The sequence below is a fragment of the Haloarcula sp. H-hyl6 genome (assembly GCF_056934455.1).
Map to the genome: position 1 here is coordinate 223,281 of NZ_JBRIIK010000002.1, position 19,563 is coordinate 242,843.

17 protein-coding genes and 2 tRNA genes are annotated in these 19,563 nt (G+C 68.4%); 8 read left to right on the forward strand and 11 right to left on the reverse strand.

The genetic code is table 11. The annotated features are described in order from the left end of the window. Nucleotides 1-2: 2 nt before the first annotated feature. Together Hhyl6_RS14480 and Hhyl6_RS14485 are read right to left on the reverse strand one after the other, a co-directional pair. Nucleotides 3-1,226 carry an FAD-dependent oxidoreductase gene (locus tag Hhyl6_RS14480; RefSeq protein WP_483739969.1) on the reverse strand — a complete coding sequence of 408 codons (1,224 nt, stop codon included), beginning with the start codon at nucleotides 1,224-1,226 and terminating at the stop codon, nucleotides 3-5. A 51-nt stretch (nucleotides 1,227-1,277) separates the two neighbouring features. Continuing rightward, nucleotides 1,278-2,318: a zinc-dependent alcohol dehydrogenase family protein gene (locus tag Hhyl6_RS14485; protein WP_483739970.1), complete on the reverse strand. Its 1,041-nt coding sequence runs from the start codon at nucleotides 2,316-2,318 to the stop codon at nucleotides 1,278-1,280. A gap of 72 nt (nucleotides 2,319-2,390) precedes the next feature. Here Hhyl6_RS14485 and Hhyl6_RS14490 point away from each other — a divergent pair, with 72 nt between their 5' ends. Both Hhyl6_RS14490 and Hhyl6_RS14495 read left to right on the forward strand, forming a co-directional pair. Continuing rightward, nucleotides 2,391-2,771: a nuclear transport factor 2 family protein gene (locus Hhyl6_RS14490; RefSeq protein ID WP_483739971.1), complete on the forward strand. Its 381-nt coding sequence runs from the start codon at nucleotides 2,391-2,393 to the stop codon at nucleotides 2,769-2,771. Nucleotides 2,772-2,814: 43 nt separating this feature from the next. Further along, complete coding sequence (locus Hhyl6_RS14495; RefSeq protein WP_483739972.1) at nucleotides 2,815-3,723, forward strand: ADP-ribosylglycohydrolase family protein; 909 nt, start codon at nucleotides 2,815-2,817, stop codon at nucleotides 3,721-3,723. A 4-nt stretch (nucleotides 3,724-3,727) separates the two neighbouring features. Here Hhyl6_RS14495 and Hhyl6_RS14500 read toward each other — a convergent pair. After that, a tRNA-Met gene (locus Hhyl6_RS14500) sits at nucleotides 3,728-3,871 on the reverse strand. Between the two features lie 135 nt (nucleotides 3,872-4,006). Here Hhyl6_RS14500 and Hhyl6_RS14505 point away from each other — a divergent pair. Continuing rightward, nucleotides 4,007-4,984: a DUF7115 domain-containing protein gene (locus Hhyl6_RS14505; protein WP_483739973.1), complete on the forward strand. Its 978-nt coding sequence runs from the start codon at nucleotides 4,007-4,009 to the stop codon at nucleotides 4,982-4,984. A gap of 170 nt (nucleotides 4,985-5,154) precedes the next feature. On the opposite strand, the gene Hhyl6_RS14510 is transcribed toward Hhyl6_RS14505, so the two are convergent. Then, complete coding sequence (locus Hhyl6_RS14510) at nucleotides 5,155-5,523, reverse strand: DUF5830 family protein (protein ID WP_483739974.1); 369 nt, start codon at nucleotides 5,521-5,523, stop codon at nucleotides 5,155-5,157. Nucleotides 5,524-5,597: 74 nt separating this feature from the next. On the opposite strand from Hhyl6_RS14510, the gene Hhyl6_RS14515 reads away from it, so the two are divergent. Beyond that, a complete protein-coding gene (locus Hhyl6_RS14515; RefSeq protein ID WP_483739975.1) occupies nucleotides 5,598-6,260 on the forward strand; it encodes a TVP38/TMEM64 family protein in 663 nt (220 codons plus the stop codon). On the opposite strand, the gene Hhyl6_RS14520 is transcribed toward Hhyl6_RS14515, so the two are convergent. Both Hhyl6_RS14520 and Hhyl6_RS14525 read right to left on the reverse strand, forming a co-directional pair. Continuing rightward, entirely contained in the window at nucleotides 6,235-9,198 is a 2,964-nt protein-coding gene (locus Hhyl6_RS14520) for a PAS domain-containing protein (protein ID WP_483739976.1), read from the reverse strand. The two genes, Hhyl6_RS14515 and Hhyl6_RS14520, sit on opposite strands and share 26 nt — an antisense overlap. 46 nt (nucleotides 9,199-9,244) lie before the next feature. Further along, nucleotides 9,245-9,367: an HVO_2523 family zinc finger protein gene (locus tag Hhyl6_RS14525; protein WP_268899105.1), complete on the reverse strand. Its 123-nt coding sequence runs from the start codon at nucleotides 9,365-9,367 to the stop codon at nucleotides 9,245-9,247. Nucleotides 9,368-9,451: 84 nt separating this feature from the next. Here Hhyl6_RS14525 and Hhyl6_RS14530 point away from each other — a divergent pair, with 84 nt between their 5' ends. After that, entirely contained in the window at nucleotides 9,452-10,969 is a 1,518-nt protein-coding gene (locus tag Hhyl6_RS14530) for a molybdopterin-dependent oxidoreductase (protein ID WP_483739977.1), read from the forward strand. Between the two features lie 170 nt (nucleotides 10,970-11,139). Then, on the forward strand, nucleotides 11,140-11,430 hold the full coding sequence (locus tag Hhyl6_RS14535) for a DUF7526 family protein (RefSeq protein ID WP_483739978.1): 291 nt from the start codon (nucleotides 11,140-11,142) through the stop codon (nucleotides 11,428-11,430). Nucleotides 11,431-11,511: 81 nt separating this feature from the next. Here the strand turns inward: Hhyl6_RS14535 and Hhyl6_RS14540 are convergent, their stop codons facing one another. Further along, a complete protein-coding gene (locus Hhyl6_RS14540; protein ID WP_483739979.1) occupies nucleotides 11,512-14,652 on the reverse strand; it encodes an adenosylcobalamin-dependent ribonucleoside-diphosphate reductase in 3,141 nt (1,046 codons plus the stop codon). 493 nt (nucleotides 14,653-15,145) lie between these two features. On the opposite strand from Hhyl6_RS14540, the gene Hhyl6_RS14545 reads away from it, so the two are divergent. After that, on the forward strand, nucleotides 15,146-15,334 hold the full coding sequence (locus Hhyl6_RS14545) for a DUF8029 family protein (protein WP_483739980.1): 189 nt from the start codon (nucleotides 15,146-15,148) through the stop codon (nucleotides 15,332-15,334). Here Hhyl6_RS14545 and trpG read toward each other — a convergent pair. Genes trpG through trpD form a run of 4 tightly spaced genes read right to left on the reverse strand, consistent with a single transcriptional unit; the run spans nucleotide 15,331 to nucleotide 19,296 of the window. After that, nucleotides 15,331-15,951: an anthranilate synthase component II gene (gene trpG, locus Hhyl6_RS14550; protein WP_483739981.1), complete on the reverse strand. Its 621-nt coding sequence runs from the start codon at nucleotides 15,949-15,951 to the stop codon at nucleotides 15,331-15,333. The two genes, Hhyl6_RS14545 and trpG, sit on opposite strands and share 4 nt — an antisense overlap. Continuing rightward, nucleotides 15,948-17,603, reverse strand: a complete 1,656-nt coding sequence (gene trpE / locus Hhyl6_RS14555) for an anthranilate synthase component I (protein ID WP_483739982.1) — start codon at nucleotides 17,601-17,603, stop codon at nucleotides 15,948-15,950. Before trpE ends, trpG begins: the two co-directional genes overlap by 4 nt. Continuing rightward, nucleotides 17,600-18,304 carry a phosphoribosylanthranilate isomerase gene (locus Hhyl6_RS14560; RefSeq protein ID WP_483739983.1) on the reverse strand — a complete coding sequence of 235 codons (705 nt, stop codon included), beginning with the start codon at nucleotides 18,302-18,304 and terminating at the stop codon, nucleotides 17,600-17,602. The genes trpE and Hhyl6_RS14560 overlap by 4 nt, the downstream gene beginning before the upstream one ends. After that, nucleotides 18,301-19,296 carry an anthranilate phosphoribosyltransferase gene (trpD, locus tag Hhyl6_RS14565; RefSeq protein WP_483739984.1) on the reverse strand — a complete coding sequence of 332 codons (996 nt, stop codon included), beginning with the start codon at nucleotides 19,294-19,296 and terminating at the stop codon, nucleotides 18,301-18,303. The genes Hhyl6_RS14560 and trpD overlap by 4 nt, the downstream gene beginning before the upstream one ends. A gap of 179 nt (nucleotides 19,297-19,475) precedes the next feature. Here trpD and Hhyl6_RS14570 point away from each other — a divergent pair. Further along, nucleotides 19,476-19,550 (forward strand) — tRNA-Val (locus Hhyl6_RS14570). Nucleotides 19,551-19,563: the final 13 nt, after the last annotated feature.

The following is a 19,563-nucleotide window of genomic DNA, read 5'->3' on the forward strand; positions in this document are numbered from 1 at the left end:
TTCTACCGCCGTGTGACCACGTCGGCGTCCGTCGGGCCTTGTCCGTCGTAGCGCGCCACGTACTCGCCGAGTCGCTCGGGGTCGTCAACCCCGGGCAGTCGACGGGCGGCCGTCTCGCTGTCGGCGTCGACGCCAAGTCGCTCGCAGACGAGGTCGGTCGTGCTCTCGGCCATCTGCCGGTAGGTCGTCAACTTCCCGCCGACGACGCTGACCAGATTCTCGACTCCGTCCGCTGCATGGTCGAGGCGGAAGAACCCGCGCGAGATGCCGCGCCGGTCGCCCTCGCCCTCGTCGGGAGCGTACAGCGGTCTGACGCCCCACCACGTCCGGACGACGGGGGCGTCGGCGACGGCCGGCAGCATCGCCGCACACTCCTCGACGGCGCGTTCGACCTCCCAGTCGGCTTTCTCGTAGTCGTCGGGGTCCGAGACAGGGACGCTCGTCGTCCCCAGTACCGCCTCGCTCTCGTGGGGGACGACGATGTCGCCGTCGTCTGGGTCCCGACACCGGTTCAACACCGGGCCGAGGCCCCCGTAGTCGACGGAGACCATCACCCCGCGTGCGGGCGCCATCGCCACCTCCACGTCGGCCATCGCAGCCACCTCGCCGGCCCACGCCCCCGCCGCGTTGACGACGTAGGTCGGTTCGATGGTCGTCCCAACGTCCCCGCCCAACTCGGCGGCCGTCACCCGTCCGTCACTCAGCGTCAAGGATTCCAGCGGGGCGTGCGGGTGGATGGAAGCGCCGTGGTCCTCGGCGTCGGCCGCGTTCGCGGCGACCAGACGCGACGGGTAGATGACGGCGTCCGGGACGCGCATCGCCCGTTCGACGTCCCCGGAGAGGTCCGGCACGAGGTCGCGGGCCGCCGCCGGGTCGAGTTCCGCCGTCTCGATGCCGACGGCCTCGCACGCCTCTCGTTTCGCGTCGAAGTAGTCGGGGTCGTCCCCGGGCAACTGGACGAACAGGCCGCCGGTGTCGCCGATGCACTCGCCGGCGATATCTCGGAGAATCCGGTTCTCGGCGATGCACTCTTCCGCACCCGTCTCGTCGGCCTCGGCGTACCGAGCGCCGCTGTGTAAGAGGCCGTGCGACCGGCCGGAGGTGCCGCTGGAGAGGCCACCGCGCTCCGCCAGCGTCACGTCGACGCCCCGTAGCGCGAGGTCACGAGCGACGCCGACGCCGGTCGCACCGCCGCCGACGACGAGGACTGTCGTAGTGCGTGTCATCACCAGATATTGGTCCGGACACACATGGGCCTAGCGCTCCGGTGACGGTGCCTACGGTTTGACGAGGACCTTGATGGCGTCGCGCTCGTCCATCGCGCGGTACCCCTCCGGCACGCCGTCCAAGCCGACCGTCTTCGTGAAGATGGGCGAGGGGTCGAGCGTCCCCTGCAGGACGTCGGCCATCAGGTCCTCCGCGTAGGCCCGGACCGGCGCGACGCCGCCGCTGAGCGTGATGTTGTCGCCGAACATCCCGAAGAGGTCGAGGCCGTCCTCGTTCACGCCGTGGGGGACGCCGACGTAGCCGACGGTCCCGCCCGGCCGGCAGACGTCGATGGCCGTCTCCATCGCCGACGACGCTCCGACGCACTCCATGACGTGGGTCGCGCCGCCGTACGTCGTCTCTCTGGCCCGTTCGACGGCTTCCTCGCCCCGAGCGCTGACCGTCTCCGTAGCGCCGAACTCCTCGGCCAGTTCGAGTCGGTCCTCGTGGTGGCCCATCGCGACGATGCGCTCGGCACCGAGTCGCCGGGCCGCGAGGACGCCGCACAGACCGACGGCCCCGTCGCCGACGACGATGCAGGTGTCGCCCTCGTCGACGCCCGCGCTCACGGCGGCGTGGTGACCAGTCCCCATCACGTCTGTCAGGGGCAGCAACGCCGCCAACGTGTCCTCGTCGTCTGCGTGACGGTCCGGTACCCGGACGAGCGTCCCGTCGGCCTCCGTCGCGCGGACGTACTCCCCCTGTGCGCCGCCGTTCTCGTCGTTCCACCGGTCGCCGTTCACACAGGACGTGTGGAGCCCCTTCCGACAGAACTCACAGCGGCCGCAACTCTGGACGAACGGGGCGAACACCCGGTCGCCGGGGTCGACGGACCGGACGTCCTCGCCGACCGCCTCGACGATACCCATCGGTTCGTGACCGACGCGAGATCCCTCCTCGCGGTCGCTCTCGCCGCGGTAGAACCAGAGGTCCGAGCCACAGACCGCCGTGTGCGTCACGCGGACGACGGCGTCCGTCGGCGACTGGACGCCGGGTTTCGGTACCTCTTCGACGGCTATCTCTCCGGGGCCGCGGTAGATTGCTGCGCGCATACTCGCCGTTCGCCCCGCCCGCGGAAAAACCGTTGCCCACAGTGGTAAGAGCCGTCGGGGCCATGCACCGATATGGACGCCAGAGCGACCATCCACGACTACTACGACTCGTTGCGTCACGGGGCGCCGCTGGACACCTTCTTCGCCGAGGACCGGCCGGCGGACGACCCCATCGTGAAGGTCGGTATCTCCGAGCGTCTCGTCGGGTCCGACGCCGTACAGGCGGGCCTCCGCGACCAGACGGCGTCGACGAGCGACTGGGGAGTCGACAGCCGCGAACTCCGCGTGACCGAGCGGGACGGGGTGGCGTGGTTCAGCGACGCGGTGGGCCTCTCGTGGGACGAGGGCGGCGACCACCACGAGTTCGACACGCGGTGGAGTGGGACTCTCGAACGCCGCGGCAGCGACTGGCGGTTCGTCGGGATGCACGTCAGCGTCGCCGTCGACTTCTGAGCGGCCACCCGGATTTACGGTCCGGCCGGGCGACCGTCCGCACATGACGGCACGAGAGCGAGCGGTCGGCGCACTCCTCGGACTGGCCTGTGGCGACGCGCTCGGGCGGCCGGTCGAGTTCCGTAGCCCCACGTCCATCCGCGACCAGTACGGCGAGGTGACGACGATGCTGGGCCACGGGACCCACGGGCAACCCGCCGGGACCGTCACCGACGACGCGGAGATGGCGCTGTGTATCGCCCGCTCGCTCGCCGACCGCGGCGAGTTCGACGGGGCGGACGTCGCCGAGCGCTTCGTCGCGTGGCTCGACAGCGACCCGTTCGACGTCGGCCTCGTGACCCGCGACGCCATCTCGGAACTCCGTCGGGGCACGCCGTGGGACGAGGCGGGCCACCGGGTGTGGGAGGCCCGTTCGGAGGGCAGCAACGCCGGCAACGGGAGTCTGATGCGCTGTGTCCCCCACGCCATCCGGTTTCGTGGCGACCCCGAGCGACTGGTCGCGGTCAGCCGCGAGTCCTCGGCTATCACCCACGCCGACCCCCGCTGTCGGGACGCCTGTGCGGTGTGCAACCTCGTGGTCGCCGGCCTCCTCGACGGTCGGGACACCCCCGTCGGGTGGGCGCTCGACGCACTCGGCGAGGACTGCCACGACGACGTTCGCGCGGTCGCCCGGTCGGCCCTCGACGACCCGACACTCCAGAACTCCGGGTACGTCGTCCACACGCTCCAGTCCGGTCTCCACTCGGGACTGTTGGCCGAGTCAGCCGACCGAGCGGTCGTCGAGGCGGTCAACCGCGGCGGTGACGCCGACACTCACGGGGCCGTCGCGGGGGCAGTGGCCGGCGCTCGGTTCGGTGCCGACGCGTTCCCCGAGGACTGGGTCGCCGCTATCGAGGAGCGCGCCGAAATCGAGCGGTTAGCGCGGTCGCTCGACGAGGCGAGCGACGGATAAAGTATGCCCGGGGAGGGCTCCGAACCCTCGATCTCCGCATAACCCAGGTCCGGGGTGTGACGAGCACCCCTCGGGTCATGCCGGTTGGTACCGCATGAGTCGTAAGACCCTATGAGTGCGGCGCTATGTCCAGCTAAGCCACCCGGGCGCGGGTGCACTCGGTCGTTGGCCGCTTGCCGTCTTGAAGGTTCTCATCTCCGCTGGGGCTGTGGGACGGTGGCATGGCCGTCTTGGGCCGGGGTGACCCCACGGATTTAAGCCATCACGGTAGTATGCACCCTGCATGGAGATTCCCGACCTCGTCCGGCAGGAACTCGGCGACGAGGAGATTCGGGCCGGCGTCAACCTCGGCGACGAGGACGCGGTCTGTTTCACGCCGACCCGGACGCTCGTCTACCGCGGGGAGGGGCTGTTGAGCGACGAGAAGGTCGCGGTCCACCCGCACGATTTCGAGCGCCTGACGATTTCCGAAGGCCGACGCAAGACGAAGTTCACGCTGTACTACACCGACGAGAAGCGCGACTTCGCCGTCCCGAACGACCGCGGTGGGGCCGTCCTCGACCGCCTCCTCGAAGGGACGCTCCGCGTCTCGAACGGCATCGACGCCGACGAGAGCGTCACCGGCGTCTTCCGCTTCAGCGAACTCACCTTGGTCGTCACCGACACGCAACTGCTGAAACACCTCGGGAACGTCACGTGGGACGCCGACTACGAGTCCTACGGCTTCGAGGACGTCACCGGCCTCGACTTCGAGGAGGGGAGCGTCGCCACCGCCATCGTCCTCTCGGTGAACGACCGGCCCGAGCGCATCAAGGCGCCGGCCGAGCAGGCCCCGAAAGTCCGAAAGGCACTGGAGGAGGCCCTGTTTGCCTTCCACGACGTGTCCTCGCTCGCCGACCTGAACGCGAAAGTCGGCTCCGAACCGGAGGAGGGCGGCGACACCGGCGGCGGCCTCGGTCTCGAATCGGGCATCGACCCCCTCGTCAGCGACGACGCAGAGGAGACGGACGGGCAGTCGGAGTCACGGACCACGCAGTCGGCGGCGACGACCACCCAACAGGCGCAGTCGACGGAGGCCGTCGAGACGGCGGAGTCTCCGTCGACCACTCGACAGACCGCCAGCGCCGAGGGCGACGACATCGCCGCGCTCGAACGGCAGGTCGCCGAACTCACGGCCGCCGTCGAACGGCAGAACGAGCGCATCGAGCGGCAGGAACAGACCATCAAGACGCTCATCAAGGAGCTTCGACAGGGCCGCTGAGGAACGCTGTTCCGGCCCGCCGCGCACTCTGACACCCGACACTATCGGGATACCTGCGGTCGCCGCTCTCGGTCGAAGTTCCGAGCACCACGAAGAACCTCGCGACTACTCGCGGCTCGCTCCGCTCCCCGCTCGCTTTCGAGGGCCACTCCCTCCGGTCGTGCCCCTCGCTACTCCCGCCCCAACACTTTCCTGATACACGTCGACCCGAACGGCCCCAACTCACCGCCGTCGAACTGCACGAAGTGGCCCGTCGAGATGCTCGCGCCACAGCGCTCACAGGAGAAGTCGCCCTCCCGAACCACCACGTCGGCCTCGAAACTGACGTAGGTGCCCCGGGAGCGCGGGCGGACCAGGCCGTCGTCCCGGTCAATGACGCCGCGCATCGCCGCGGTGTCGAGAATCTCGCGCTGGACGCCGGGGTTGGTGGTCACCGTCTCGATGCGGTCCATCGCCTCCGCCACCGATAGCTCCTCGTGTTCGAGGTGGGCCAGCAGTTCCACCCCCAGTTCGACGGGGTCGCGGTCGGCGTCGTCCACGGCGGCATCTCGACCGCCACCGGATTAACGCTTACCACAAGAGGTTTGCCGCTCGCTGTCTCTGTCTCGGGTAGATGGACCGTCTGGTGAAGCGGCAGGTGGTGGGAACGGGGGCGCTGGTCGCCGTCGTCGCCGCGGCCGCACTGGTGCTCTCCCCGGCCCGCATCATCCGGGAGGCAATGCATCTCGCGGACCACCCCGTCTATCTGGCGGGCCTCATCGTCTCTCTCTACCTCGTCAGACCGCTGTTCGCGTGGCCGACGATGCCGCTGTCGGCGTTCGTCGGGTTCGTCCTCGGCGTCGAGTGGGGTTTCCCCGTCGCGCTGATGGGTGCGCTCGTCACCTGCCTCATCCCCTATCGGTTCGCACAGCGGGCGAGTGAGCAGGGCGGGATGTTCGGATGGCTCGGCGACTCCGGCCGGCGCATCATGGCCGTGACCGGCGAGACGCGGGGGGTCCTCGCCGCGCGCCTCTCCCCCGTCCCGGCCGACCCGGTGTCCTACGGCGCGGGCTTCGCCGACGTCTCGACGCGGGCGTTCGTCGTCGGTACGTTCCTCGGCGAGATTCCGTGGGTCGCCGTCGAGGTACTCGCCGGCGCGTCGATGCGGTCGCTCACGCTGACCGGCCTCTCTATCGAGGCGTTGCCCCACTTGCTGGTGCTGTTCGGCGCGCTCGCCGTCCTCGTCCTCGCCGGCCCGACCTACCGACACTTCAGCGGTCGGCCGGACTCGTCCTGAACTCGAAGCGAGCGCCGCCCGCCTCGCTCTCGCTGGCCGTTACCGACCAGCCGTGCGCGGCGGCGATGTCGGCGACGATGGCGAGGCCGAACCCCGTCCCGCCGTCTGCGGTGGTGAAGCCGCGGTCGAACACCGCCTCGCGGTCGCTCTCGGGGATGCCCGGGCCGTCGTCGGCGACGTAGAACCCGTCGGGCCCGTCGTCGGCCGTCTCGGCCATCGTCCCGACCCACACCGTCACGTCGCCCGTCCCGCCGTGTGCCACGCTGTCCTCCTGCGTCTGCGAACGGGGGGCCGCCGAACCGTGTTCGACGGCGTTCCGAATCAGGTTCTCGAACAGTTCCCGGAGGCGGGCGGGGTCGGCTTCGACGGTGGTCGTCTCGGCACAGTCGAGCGCCGCCCCGTCGGTGTCCACGTTGGCCCACGCTCGCTCTGCGGCGGTGGCGACGTCCACCTGCTGGGTCGCCCCCACAGTCTCGCCCTGTCTGGCGAGCGTCAACAGGTCCTCGATGAGTTGCTCCATCCTGTCGGCGGCGGCCGCCGCGTCGCCGAGATGCTCGACGTCGCCGGTCTCCGCCGCCAGCGAGAGGCGACCCTGTACGACGTTGAGCGGGTTGCGAAGGTCGTGACTCACGACGGAGGCGAACTCGGCGAGACGCTCCTCTCGCTCCTTGCGGTCGGCGATGTCCCGGATGACGCCGGCCGTCCCGGTGAACTCGCCGTCGGGTGCCGGGAGGAGGGCGAGGTTGTTCTCGCAGGGGACGCGTTCGCCCCACCGGGTCACGATGTCCATCTCGAGGGTCCCCGCCTCTGCGGCCGGGTCGACGAGCAGGTCCTGGATGAGTCGCTCGCCGCTCTCGAGGCCCTCGTCGGTCATGATGGTCCCGATGTGTTCGCCGACGAGTTCGTCGGGGCTGTACCCGGTCATCGGTTCGATGGCCTCGTTGACGAAGGTGAACACCCCGTCCTCGTCGAGGGCGTACACCGGGTCGCCGACGGCCTCCACGATGGTCGCGTACCGCCCGAGTTCGCGCTCGCGGGCCTTACGGTCGCTGATGTCCCGGATGACGCCGACCGACCCCACGAACGTCCCGTCGGGGTCGAACAGCGGCGCGACCTTGTCCTCGTTGACGGTCCGCTCCCCCTCGGCGTCGATGGTCTGCATCTCGAAGGTGGCCCACGTCTGCTCTGGGTCGTCCACCAACCGCTCGATAATCTCCGACGCGCGCCGGACGTCCTCGGGAGGCATGAACGCCGTCGGGTCGGCCCCGACTATCTCCTCGCGGTCGTACCCGAGGTGGGCCGCCATGGCGTCGTTTGCCATCAGTATCGTCCCATCCGTGTCGAGGACGTACATCGCGTCGCCGACGTTCTCGACGAGGGTCTCGTACTGTTCGAGTTTCCGCTCGCGGGCCTTGCGGTCGGTGATGTCGCGGACGACGCCGACCGACCCGGTGACCTGTCCCTCGGAGTCGGTGAGGACGGCCATCTTGTTCTCGGCCTGTCGCGTCTCGCCAGCCTCGGTGGTGACCTGCATCTCGTAGGTGGCCCACGTCTGGTCGTCGGCCGACAGGAGGTCGCCGAGGAGGTCCTGTCCCGTCTGGTAGTCCTCCTCGGCGATGTACTCCCGGGCCGGCGTCCCGACCACCGCCTCGCGGTCGGCGCCGAGATACTCCGCCATGACGCGGTTGGCCATCTGGATGCGCCCCGTCTCGTCGAGGACGTACATCGGGTCGCCGACGTTCTCGACGAGGGTCTCGTACTGTTCGAGTTTCCGCTCGCGGGCCTTGCGGTCGGTGACGTTCCGGGCGATGCCGGCGATACCGAGCAGGTCCCCGTCCGGGTCCTCGATGGCCGACCCGCGGAACTCGTGGGGAATCAACGTCCCGTCGCTCGTCTCGACGGGTAGCTCGACCGTCGCGTGGCCGGTTTCGAGGGTCTCACGGAGTATCGTCCCCAGTCGCTCGTGGAACCGCTCGGGAATCAGGTCGAACGTGTCCATCGCCGCTATCTCCTCGTGGCTGTACCCCGTCACCTCGGCGACGGTGTCGTTCCAGCGAATCAACTCGCCGTCTGGGTCGACGAGGTAGAACACGTCGTCGATGGCGTCGACGAGCGTCTCGGTGAACTGCCGCTCCCGCTCGAGTTCGCGCTCTCGCTCCTTGCGGGCGCTGATGTCGGTGATGAACCCTTCGAGCAGTTCGACGCCGTCGTCGTCGGTGCCGACGACGCGGCCCCGTTCCCAGAACCACCGCCGCTCCCCGTCGCCCGTCTCGACCCGGTAGGTCACTTCGAAGGGCTCGCCCGCGTCGAGACAGGTCTGGACTTGGTCCCAGAGCCTGTCTGCCGCCCCCTCCACGACGAGGTCCCCCCACGTCACCTCGCCGGACTCGATGGTCTCGGGGGCGTAGCCGACCAGTTCCGCCGCCCCGTCGCTGACGAACTCCATCGGCCAGTCGGGTTCGTTGCGGGCGCGGTAGACCATGCCCGGGAGGTTGGAGATGAGCGTCGAGAGCTGTCGCTCCGACTCTTCGAGTGCGGCCTTCGCACGTTTCTCCCCGACCGCACGCCTGATTCGGTTGGCCAGCACGGCGTACTGGTCGGTGCCCACGTCCTTCTGGAGGTACTCCGTCACGCCCGCGGAGATGGCCTCGCTCGCTATCTCCTCGTTCCCCTTCCCGGTGAAGAGGACGAACGGCAACTCGGGGTACTCCTCGCGGACGGCCTTCAGAAACTCCAAACCGTCCATGTTCGGCATGTCGTGGTCGCTGACGACGCAGTCGATTGGGTCGGAGCGAAGCCGTTCGAGACCGTCACGGGCGCACGCTTCGGTCACCACCTCGATGGCCCCGTCCACCCGTTCCAGATGCATCGCGGCGACATCCCCGAACTCCCGTTCGTCGTCCACGTGGAGCACGAGAATTTCGCCATCGCTACCCATTGTACTACGTCTGCGGTTCCATCATAATAAAGCCGCCAGCACGGCGTCAGTAGAACGTGTCAGCGCAGTCGTAGACGACGCCGTGTTGCGGGCAGACGTACTTGCAGTGGCGATGGTACATCGCGCGGTCGCACATCGGACAGGGCCTTCCGCCTGACTCGTCGCTCATACCTCGTGGGAGGGGGCGCTCGTGCTTCGCTCTTGGGGGAAAATTGGAACAACGCCTTTTGCGGGGTAGGACCTCCCAGACGGTATGCCAGACGACGTTCTCGGCACGCGTGGCGGGCAGGCGGTGGTCAGCGCCGTCGCTGGAGTAGCCGGCGTCGCCGGCTCGTACGCCGTGACGGGGGCCGCGCCGACCTTCCTCGCCTCGCCAGTCGAGCGAACGCTCGCCCGGACGATGCCCGGCGCGGTAGTGTCGTTCGCCATCACCGCGCTGGGAAGCCTCGGTCAGCGACTCAACCTGCTGGCGGCCGTCGCCGTCGCCGGACTGCTCGTCGCACTCGCCGCTCGAGCGGCCATCCGCACCGGCCGGGCGACCGACAACCGTCTGGTCCCGAGCGTCGGTACCGCAGTCGTCACCTGGGTCGTCGCCGTCGCACTCACGGGGGAACTCGTCCTCTCGGCGGGGGCGGCGCTCCCGGCGGCCGGCGTGGTCGCTCTCGCACAGACCCTCGACGCGGCCGGCGACACCGCCCCAATCTCCTCGAAGCGACGGCGGGCGCTCTCGACTGTCGGCGTCGCACTCGGTGCGAGCGTCCTCGGCTACACCGTCGGCACGCGACGGACGTCCACCGCCACCGCGGCGAACGCCCCACCGCTGACGGCCGAGGGTGCCGACGCCGACGACGCGGCGGCGAAACTGGAGACGGCCCGGGACCGCTCGTTCGACGTCGACGGCCTCGACTCGCTGGTCAGCCAGACCTTCTTCGAGGTGGACGTCAACTCCATCGACCCGCAGGTCGACGCCGACGACTGGACTCTCTCGATAACCGGCGCCGTCGAACGGGAGACGACGCTGGACTACGACGAGTTGCAGTCGATGGCCGCCGAGAACCGCTTCTCGACACTCCGCTGTGTCGGCGATTCGCTCAACGGCAAGAAGATGGACACGGCGCTGTGGACCGGCGTCCCCGTCGACCGGTTGCTCGACGATGCGGGGGTCCAGAGCGGGTGTGAGTGCGTGATGCTCCGTGCCGCCGACGGCTACTACGAGGAGTTCCCCATCGGGGCGCTGCGGGGCGGCCTGCTGGTGTACGGGATGAACGGCAACGTCCTCCCCCGGGGCCACGGTTACCCCGTCCGCGCCCTCGTCCCGGGTCACTGGGGCGAGGTCAACGTCAAGTGGCTCACCGGAATCGAAGTCCTCGAACGCGAGGCGGAGGGGTACTGGGAGAAACGCGGCTGGCAGGGCACCGGTCCGGTCGAGCCCGTCGCCAAACTCCACCACGCCGAACTGCTGGACGACGGCCGCCGTCGCCTCGCGGGCCACGCCTACGCCGGGCTACGGGGCGTCTCACGCGTCGAAGTCTCCACGGACGGCGGCGAGACGTGGACCGACGCCGACCTCTCTGACCCGCTTCCGGCCGTGGCGGGCGAGGGGGCCGCCGAGGACGCGTGGCGCCAGTGGGTGTACACCTACGACCCACCGTCCGGCGGTCACACCGCCGTCGTGCGCATGGTCGACGGCGAGGGGGCTGTCCAGACGTCCGCGGAGACGAATCCGCGGCCGAGCGGTCCCTCGGGGTGGGTCAGCCGCGAGTTCGCCTGAGAGCGCCACGAACGGGGGCGGCCCGGCGGACTACTCGACGTCGACGTCGTACGTCAGTTCGACCGTCCCGTTCTCGTACGCCGTCGCCACGTTGCAGTCCACGGGTTTCGCTCCGGAATCAGGTCGCTCACAGAGGCAACACACATCCCGTTCGACCACGAGTGGCCGATATGACCGAGACGATGACGGGCGAGGTCGTCCACGTCGTCCCGCCCGAGGACGTCGACGACTACGACCTCGACCCGGACTTGCAGTCGCTGGCCGACGCCAGATACATCCTCGTCTGTCGGAAGGGGGGCCGCCCATCGTGGGTCGAACGCGTCGTCGCCTTCCTCCGACGGACGCCCATCGAACCGGTGACGCTCGTCGCCGACACGGCCGTCGAGGAGGGCGAGGACGTGACCGCGAGGGTCGAATCGACGGCCGTGGCTGGGGTCTACGACGTCGTCGAGTTCGAGTAGAAAACCCCCGGCGGGAGTGAAAATCGGGCTCCGGTGTCACACGCTCCGTCTGGCCGCTATCGCGGGCCGGTCAGTCCCCTGTCAGCACTCCGACCAGCCACAGGACTCGCAGGTCTTACAGCCCTCCGAGTAGTACAGCGAGAGCGAACCACAGTCGGGGCACTCGGGGCTCTCGCCGGCGTCGATGAGTTCCTGCTGGTCGCCGGCCGTCTCGGTGCCGCCAGCGTCGGCGTTCGGACTCGTGGCGGCCTGTGGGCCACCGTCGGTCTGCGTCGAGGTCGAAGCGCCGTGTTCCGCGCCGTCCTCCTCGTCCTCGGCGGTCTCCTCCAGCGTGACCTGCTGAGGGTAGGCCTTGTCGACTTCGCCGTCGAGGTAGCGGCGGAGGGCCGTGCCGATGGCGTCGGGGATGGACTGAATCTGTTCGCCCTTGTCCCACGCGACCTTCGGCGAGCGGATGCCCTGCAGTTCGTCGGCTATCTCCTCGGGGTCGACGCCCGAGCGGAGCGCCGTCGAGATGGTCTTGGCCAGCGCCTCGGTGAAGGAGGCCGTGAAGCCACCGCTGTTGCCGATGTTGGCGAACAGTTCGAACGGCCGCTCGGCCTCGGGGTCCTCGTTGATGTTGACGTACAGTTTCCCGTAGCCGGTGTCGATGCGCTGGGTGACGCCGTGGAGGACGTCCGGCCGGTTGCGCTTGCGGGCGAACTCGGACTGCTCGCCGTCGGCGACCGACAGCATCTCCTCGACGGACTCGTCGAGGGCGGCCTGCACGGCCTCGTCCTCGAGGAAGCCCTCGACGCCGCCGAACATCTCCTCTATCTGGGCGACGATTTCCTCCGTGTCCATGTCGGCGAACTCGGCGTTCTGGGCGCGGGTCGTCAGCACCTGCTTCGAGCGGGTGCCGTCGCGGTAGTAGGTGACGCCCTTGCCGCCGTGGTCGTAGATGTACTCGAACACTTCGGCGGCGTCCTCGACGGTCGAGTCGTTCGGTGCGTTGACCGTCTTGGAGATGGCGGAGTCGACGCCCTCCTGACAGGCCACCTGCACGCCCGCGTGGTCCTGCGCGGAGAGGTCGCCGGTGGTGACGAACAGTTCGCCGATGGCGTCCGGAACCGTCGATAGGCCGTCGACGCCGTCGAACTCGTTGTCGGCCATCTGCTCCTGTGCCTCTTTCTTGACGGCGTCGACGTCGATGCCGTTCTCCTCCAGTGCGCGGAGGAAGTAGTCGTCGAACTCGACGAGCATCTCGTCGCCCTGCACGTCGTCGGAGACGTTCTTGTAGTAGGCGACGTTGTAGATGGGCTCACACCCGCCGGTGGTGTTGCCTATCATCGACGTGGTGCCGGTGGGCGCGATGGTCGTCGTGTTGTGGTTACGGATGGGGAAGCCATCGGCCCAGTCGTCGGCGTCCTCGCCGGTCTGCTTCTCGAACCACTCGCGGTACTCGGTCGGGTTCGCGTACTTCGAGTTGTCCCACTCCTCGAAGACGCCGCGGTCCTCGGCGAGTTCGCGGCTGGCCTGCTTCGAGCCGTGGTTGATGTGGCGCATGACCTGCCGGGCGATTTCGTTGGCCTCGGGCGAACCGTACTCGACGCCCAGTTGGATGTACAACTGAGCGAGCCCCATGATGCCGAGTCCGATTTTGCGCATCTCCCGGACCTTCTGCTCTATCTTGTCGACCGGGAAGTCCGACATCGTGACGACGTTCTCGAGGAAGCGGGTGCCGAGTTCGATGCGCCGGTCGAGTTCCTCGACGTCCAGCGCCTCGTCGAGGAAGGCCGAGATGGCGGCCTCTTGGGAGTCGTACTCGTCGGCGTGGTCCTCGGCCCAGACGCGGTAGTCCGGGGCGTCGAGGTCCGCCAGCGTCGAGAGGTTGATGTGCCCGAGGTTGCAGGCCTCGTACTCCTCCAGTGGCTGTTCGCCGCAGGGGTTGGTCGCGAGAATCCGGTGGTCGGGGTGTTCCTCGACGTCGAAGGAGTGCTCTTTGTTGACGCGTTCGAGGTAGATGACGCCCGGTTCGCCGTTCTCGTGGGCGCCCTCGACGATGCGCTCCCAGAGCTTCTCGGCGGGAATCGAGAGCACCTCACCGGCCTCGACGTACTCGCCGAGGTCGAACATCTCGTACAGTTCCTCCGTCTCGGCGGTGGCGACGTGGTCCTCGCCGGTGCGCGGATTGGTGAAGGTGAACTCCTCGCCGTTCTGGAGGGCCTCCATGAAGCCGTCGGTGACGCCGACGGAGATGTTGAAGTTAGAGAGGTGGCCCTCGACGGCGTTACGGAGGTGCTTCGGGACCTTGCCGTCGTCGTCGATGAGGCCGCGGGCCTCTTCGAGCGCCTCGGCGAAGGAGTTGTGCGTGAAGTCGTCGGGGTCGTTCAGCCGCAGCGTCTCGGCCAGCGAGACGTCCTTGTTCTTGGCGTGGATGAACTGGATGACGTCGGGGTGGGAGACGCGCATGACGCCCATCTGTGCACCGCGGCGGGCCCCGCCCTGCGCGATGGTCTCGCACATCTGGTCGTAGGTCCGCATGAACGTGATGGGGCCGGAGGCGATGCCGCCGGTCGAACCGACGGGGTCGCCGTAGGGGCGGAGCTTCCAGAACGCGTACCCCATGCCCCCACCGGACTGGAACACCTGCGCCGCCTCTTTGGCGGTCTGGTGGATGTCGTCGATGTCGTCGCCGGGCGAGTCGACGAAACAGGCGGAGAGCTGCTGCAGTTCGTCGCCGGCGTTCATCAGCGTCGGCGAGTTCGGCATGAACGAGAGCTGTTCCATCTGCGTCTGGAACGCGTCGGCCGTCTCCTCGACGTGGTCGCGTACGTCCTCGGGGAGTTCGGGAACGACCGTGTCGTAGGCGAACTTGTTGACGTTGTAGACGGAGAGCGTCGTCTCGGCGTCGTCCTCGGCGGTGGTGCCCTTCCCGAACACTTCTTCGGCGAGTTCGTCCCGGCGCGGGTGGTCGGGCTTGAGTTGGTCGGGCGTGACCGTGACCTCGACGTCGCGCTTCTCGGCCTCGAAGACGGCCTCGGCGAGCGCGATGTTCTTCGCGACCCGTTCGAAGAGGTCCTCCGGGTCCTCGACGAGGTCGCCGTTCGCGTCCTTCCGCAGATAGCGAGCAGGCAGAATGTTGTGGTAGGCGTTGCCCGTCAGTCGCTCTTCGAGCGTGTCCCCGTCGGTGCGCTTGATGGGGAGCGTGAGTTCGTCGGCGGAGAGTTCCGCGTCGCTCATTCGGCGTTCCTCCCACCGGCAGCGTCCGTCTGCCGGTCGATACCCCTCTCGACTGCTGACCGAGTTCCTGTCATTTCTGGCGGCGAATACGTATTCATGGATGGCGTATAACCCTTGCTTTCTCCAACTTTTATCAGATTCCGTAGTTGTCGGAGAGTCGGTACTACGGTGGTCGTCGGTCTGTCCTGACGACGCGCACGGCCGCGCCGTGTACGACCACTAGCAACGTCGGTCACTCCTTAATGGTGAGTAGACCGCAGTGAAAGTAAAATCTTCCCACCACCAACCGCCAGACTACGCCCTGAAATCCAGTAGAAATCAGCGGGGGTTTCGAGTGGAGATTCGGGCTTATTTTCGACCGGAGTACTTGCGAACCGAGAGCGTCAGACGTTCCGCAGTCTGGCGATTATTGACGAACCCGTCGTCGTCTTGCGATGCGGGCGGTTACCACCTAGCCACGAAGTATTTGTGTCAGTCTCGCGTTCTTATCGGTATGCTCCCCTTGCTGCAGCTAGGGTCGCTCGGGTCGCCGCCCGCGTTGCTCGTCGGACTGGTGCTCATCGCCCTCGTGTTGCTCGTCGGCCGCTTCGTCATGAAGGTTGCGTGGCGACTGGTGATACTGGCCATCGTCGCGGTGACGGTGCTGTGGGTGCTGGGACTTCTCGGGTTCCAGATACTTTAGACGGACGTGAGGAAGTTCCGGACCACGTCGTGACCGACCGCCGTCAGCACCGACTCGGGGTGGAACTGCACCGCTTCGATGGGATACTCGCGGTGACGGACGCCCATCACCAGTTCCGTACCGTCCTCGGTAGTCGTCGTCGCCGTCACGTCGAACGTCTCGGGCACTTCGTCGGCCACCAGCGAGTGATAGCGGCCGCCCTGGAACCCCTGTTCTAAGCCGCGGAAGACGCCCTCCCCGTCGTGGTCGATGGGGAACGCCTTCCCGTGGACGGGTTCCGGGGCGCGGCCGACGGTGCCGCCGTAGGCGTACACCGCGGCTTCGAGGCCCAGACAGACGCCCAGCGTCGGCACCTCGGGGCTCAGTTCGCGGAGGACGTCCATCGTCACGCCGACGTCGCGGTCGTTCTTCGGATGGCCCGGCCCCGGCGAGAGGACGATGGTGTCCGGGTCGAACGCCGTCACGTCCCCGAGAGAGGCCGTGTTTCGGAGCACCTCCGTCTCCGCGTGTTCCGAGACGTACTCCACGAGGTTGTAGGTGAACGAGTCGAAGTTGTCGACGAACAGCACTCGCTGGTCCGCCGTCGCGTCGTCGGTATCGGGCGTCTGCGTGCTCATCGGTTCACCTCCTCCTCGTCGGCCACGCCCGTGGGTGCGTCGCCGTCGCCGACCGTCTCGATGCGCTCGACGGCCGCCAGCACGCCGTCCATCTTCTGTTCCGTCTCGACGTACTCGCTCTCCGGGTCGGAGTCCGCGACGATGCCCGCGCCGGCCTGCACCGTGAGGCGGTCGTAGGTGGGGCCGTCATCGCCGGCGTCCGACGCCGCGTCCGGGAGCGAGACGCCGCGCTCGACGGTGGCCGACCGGATGACGATGGCGAAGTCGGTGTCGCCGTCCCAGTCGAAGTAGCCGACGCCGCCGCCGTAGGGGCCGCGCGGCGAGCGTTCGAGTTCGTCGATTATCTCCATGGCGCGAATCTTCGGCGCGCCCGAGAGCGTGCCGGCGGGGAACGTCGCCCGCGCGGCGTCGAAGGCGTCGCAGTCGTCGGCCAGCGTCCCCGTGACCGTCGACTCGATGTGCTGGACGTGGCTGTACTTCAGGACGTTCATGAACTCCTCGACGCGGACGGACCCCGCCTCGGCGACCCGGCGCACGTCGTTTCGCGCGAGGTCCACGAGCATCGTGTGTTCGGCCCGCTCTTTCCCGTCGGCGAGCATCTCGCCGGCCAGTCGGCGGTCCTCGACGGGCGAGTTCCCCCGCGAACAGGTGCCCGCGATGGGGTTCGAGACCACGCGGTCGCCCGCCACCGAGACGAGCGTCTCGGGGCTCGCACCGACGATGCTCAGGTCGTCGTACCCGAGCAGGTACATGTACGGCGAGGGGTTGACCTCGCGGAGCGCCTCGTACAGGCCCAGCGGGTCGACGTCGCCGTACAGTTCGCGGGTCCGGGAGACGACGCCCTGATAGATGTCGCCCGAGAGGACGTACTCCTTCGCGCGTTCGACGGCGTCCTCGTACTCCTCTTGCGGACCGGCCACCTCGGCCTCGCGGGTGAAGCCACCGGTCGAGAGGTCGTCGGCGTCGGTGAGCGCTGCCTCGACCCGGTCGACCTCCGCGAGCAGTTCGTCGTAGCGGTCGCCGGCGTCCTCGCCGACGCGCACGACGGGCGTGAACAGGAGTTCGACGCTCCCCTCGACGTGGTCGAACCGCAGCGTCGCCGTCGTGAGGACGAACTGGGCGTCCGGGAACCGAGAGTCGGGCCGGTCCAGTCCCACCTCGTCGAGCCAGAGGTCGTAGACGGCGTCGTACGAGAGGAAACCGACGAGGCCGCCTTCGAGGTGTTGCCGGTCCATCTCGGGGAACCCGCGCAGTTCCACGTCGGGCATCGCCGCCCGCAGGTCGTCGACCACGTCGCCACCGTCGGTCGTCACGAGGTCGGCGTACCGCTCGTCGAACACGTCGACGTCGCTCTCGTCGCCGGTGACGGTCACGACCGCTCGCGGGTCGTACCCCACGAAGGAGAAGCGGGCGTGTCGGTCGTCGGTCGCGGGCGCGAACGCGCCGTCCGGGTCGCTGGAGGCGACCTTCTCGGCGCTCTCCAAGAGGAAGGTGTAGTCGCTCGCGTCGGCGTCGCTGGTACGGCCCGAGAGCGCCGCGTACGCGGCCAGCGGTTCGACGTCGACGTCGAGTTCGGCGGCGGCCCGCACGACGACGGGCCGGTCGGCCTCGGCGTACTCGACGAACGCCTCCCGCGAGACGTCGAGGGTCACGCAGACACCTCCGCGTCGGCGGCCGCGACGGCCTCGACGAACCGCTCGACGGCGTCGTGGTCTTTCACGCCGCCGCTGGACTCCACGCCGGCGTTGCGCTGCGCTCCGCGACGAGCATCGCGGTCGCTTCGCGCCCGCTCAACGCCGCTCGCCGTGTCGACGGCGAAGGGCCGCACCGTCTCGACGGCCTCGGCGACGTTCTCGGGCGTCAGGCCGCCCGCGAGAATCACGGGTGCCTCGACTGCGTCGACGAGTTCGCGCGTGCGCTCCCAGTCGTGAGTCTCGCCGGTGCCGCCCGCCCCCTCGGCGTCGACGGAGTCGACCAGCAGGGCGTCGGCGTGTGCGGCGTACTCGGCGACGTCGTCGGCCTCGGCGTCCACGACCGCGATGACCTTCTGCGTGACGCGGTGGGAGAGCGCGCCCAGTTCCGCAGGGGCGAGGCCGTCGTGGACCTGTACGACGTCGGGGTCGACGGCGTCGACGCGGACGACGGCCTCCTGTACCGTCGTGGGCATCGTCACGAGGACGCTCGTCACGAGCGGTGGGACTCCCGCGGTGAGGTCGGCCGCGGTGTCCTCGTCGACCTCTCGGGGCGTGTCGACGGGGACGCCGTGGATGACGCCGACGGCGTCGACCCCCGCCGAGACGACGGCGTCGCGGTCCTCGGGGGTGGTTACGCCACAGACCTTCACGCGCGTCATGCGCCGACGAGGTCCTCCAGTTTCGCGGCGGCCTCGCCCGAGTCGATGGCCTCGCGGGCGAGTTCGACGCCCTCGGTGTGCGTGTCGGCGACTCCGGCGACGTAGATGGCCGCGCCGGCGTTCGCGAGGATGATGTCGCGTTTCGCACCGGTGACCTCGCCCGAGACGATGCCACGGAGGTCGTCGGCGTTCGCCTCCGGGGACCCGCCGGCGACAGCCGTTATGTCGTGGGTCGTGAGGCCGATGTCCTCCGGCGTGATGCTGTACTCGGAGATGGAGTCGCCGGTCACCTCGGCGACGGTGGTCTCGCCGTGGATGGCTATCTCGTCGAGACCGCTCCCGTGGACGACGAGCGCTCGGTCGACGTCCAGACGGGCCAGGGCCTCCGCCATGACCGGGACGAGGTCGGGGTCGTAGACGCCCAACACCTGCGATTTCGCGCCCGCGGGGTTCGTCAGGGGACCGAGGATGTTGAACACGGTCCGCATCCCCAGTTCCTTGCGCGGGCCGATGACGGCCTTCATCGCCGGGTGGAAGACGGGGGCGAGCATGAAGCCGATGCCGTCGCGTTCGATTCGGTCCTCGACGGCCGGCGGTTCCGCGTCCACGTCGACGCCGGCGACTTCCAGCACGTCGGCGCTCCCCGAGGAGGAGGACACGGAGTAGTTGCCGTGCTTGGCGACGGGGACGCCAGCGCCCGCGGCGACGATAGCGCTGGTCGTCGAGACGTTGATGGTGTCGTAGTCGTCGCCGCCGGTCCCACAGGTGTCGACGAGTCCCTCTCGGTCGGGTTCGATGGTTCGAGCGGCGTCGCGCATCCCCTGTGCGAACCCGGCTATCTCGCCCTCCGTCTCGCCTTTCGCCCGGAGCGCGGTCAGCAGGGCGCCGATTTGCGCCTCCGTCGCTTCTTCGAAGACGAGCGTCGCGACCTCTCGTGCCTCGTCCTGTGTCAAGTCCTCGCCGTCGGTGACGCGTTCGATGTACTCCTGCATGACATTCACCAATGAGCTATTTCGTGTTGTGATGTACAAATCCGTACACCGTCTTAAGGCTGTCGGGCGGACATCGCAGACTGGCCCGGTGTGGTCCCAATCAACAGACGACGTGCGGGTCCGTAATTCGAAACCTTCAATTACACCCCCCGGCAACAAAGAGATGCACGAGGCAGCGAGGGTTCGTGGTCTAGGTCGGTTATGACACCTCCTTGACATGGAGGAGGCCGGCGGTTCAAATCCGCCCGAACCCACTACTTCTTCCCG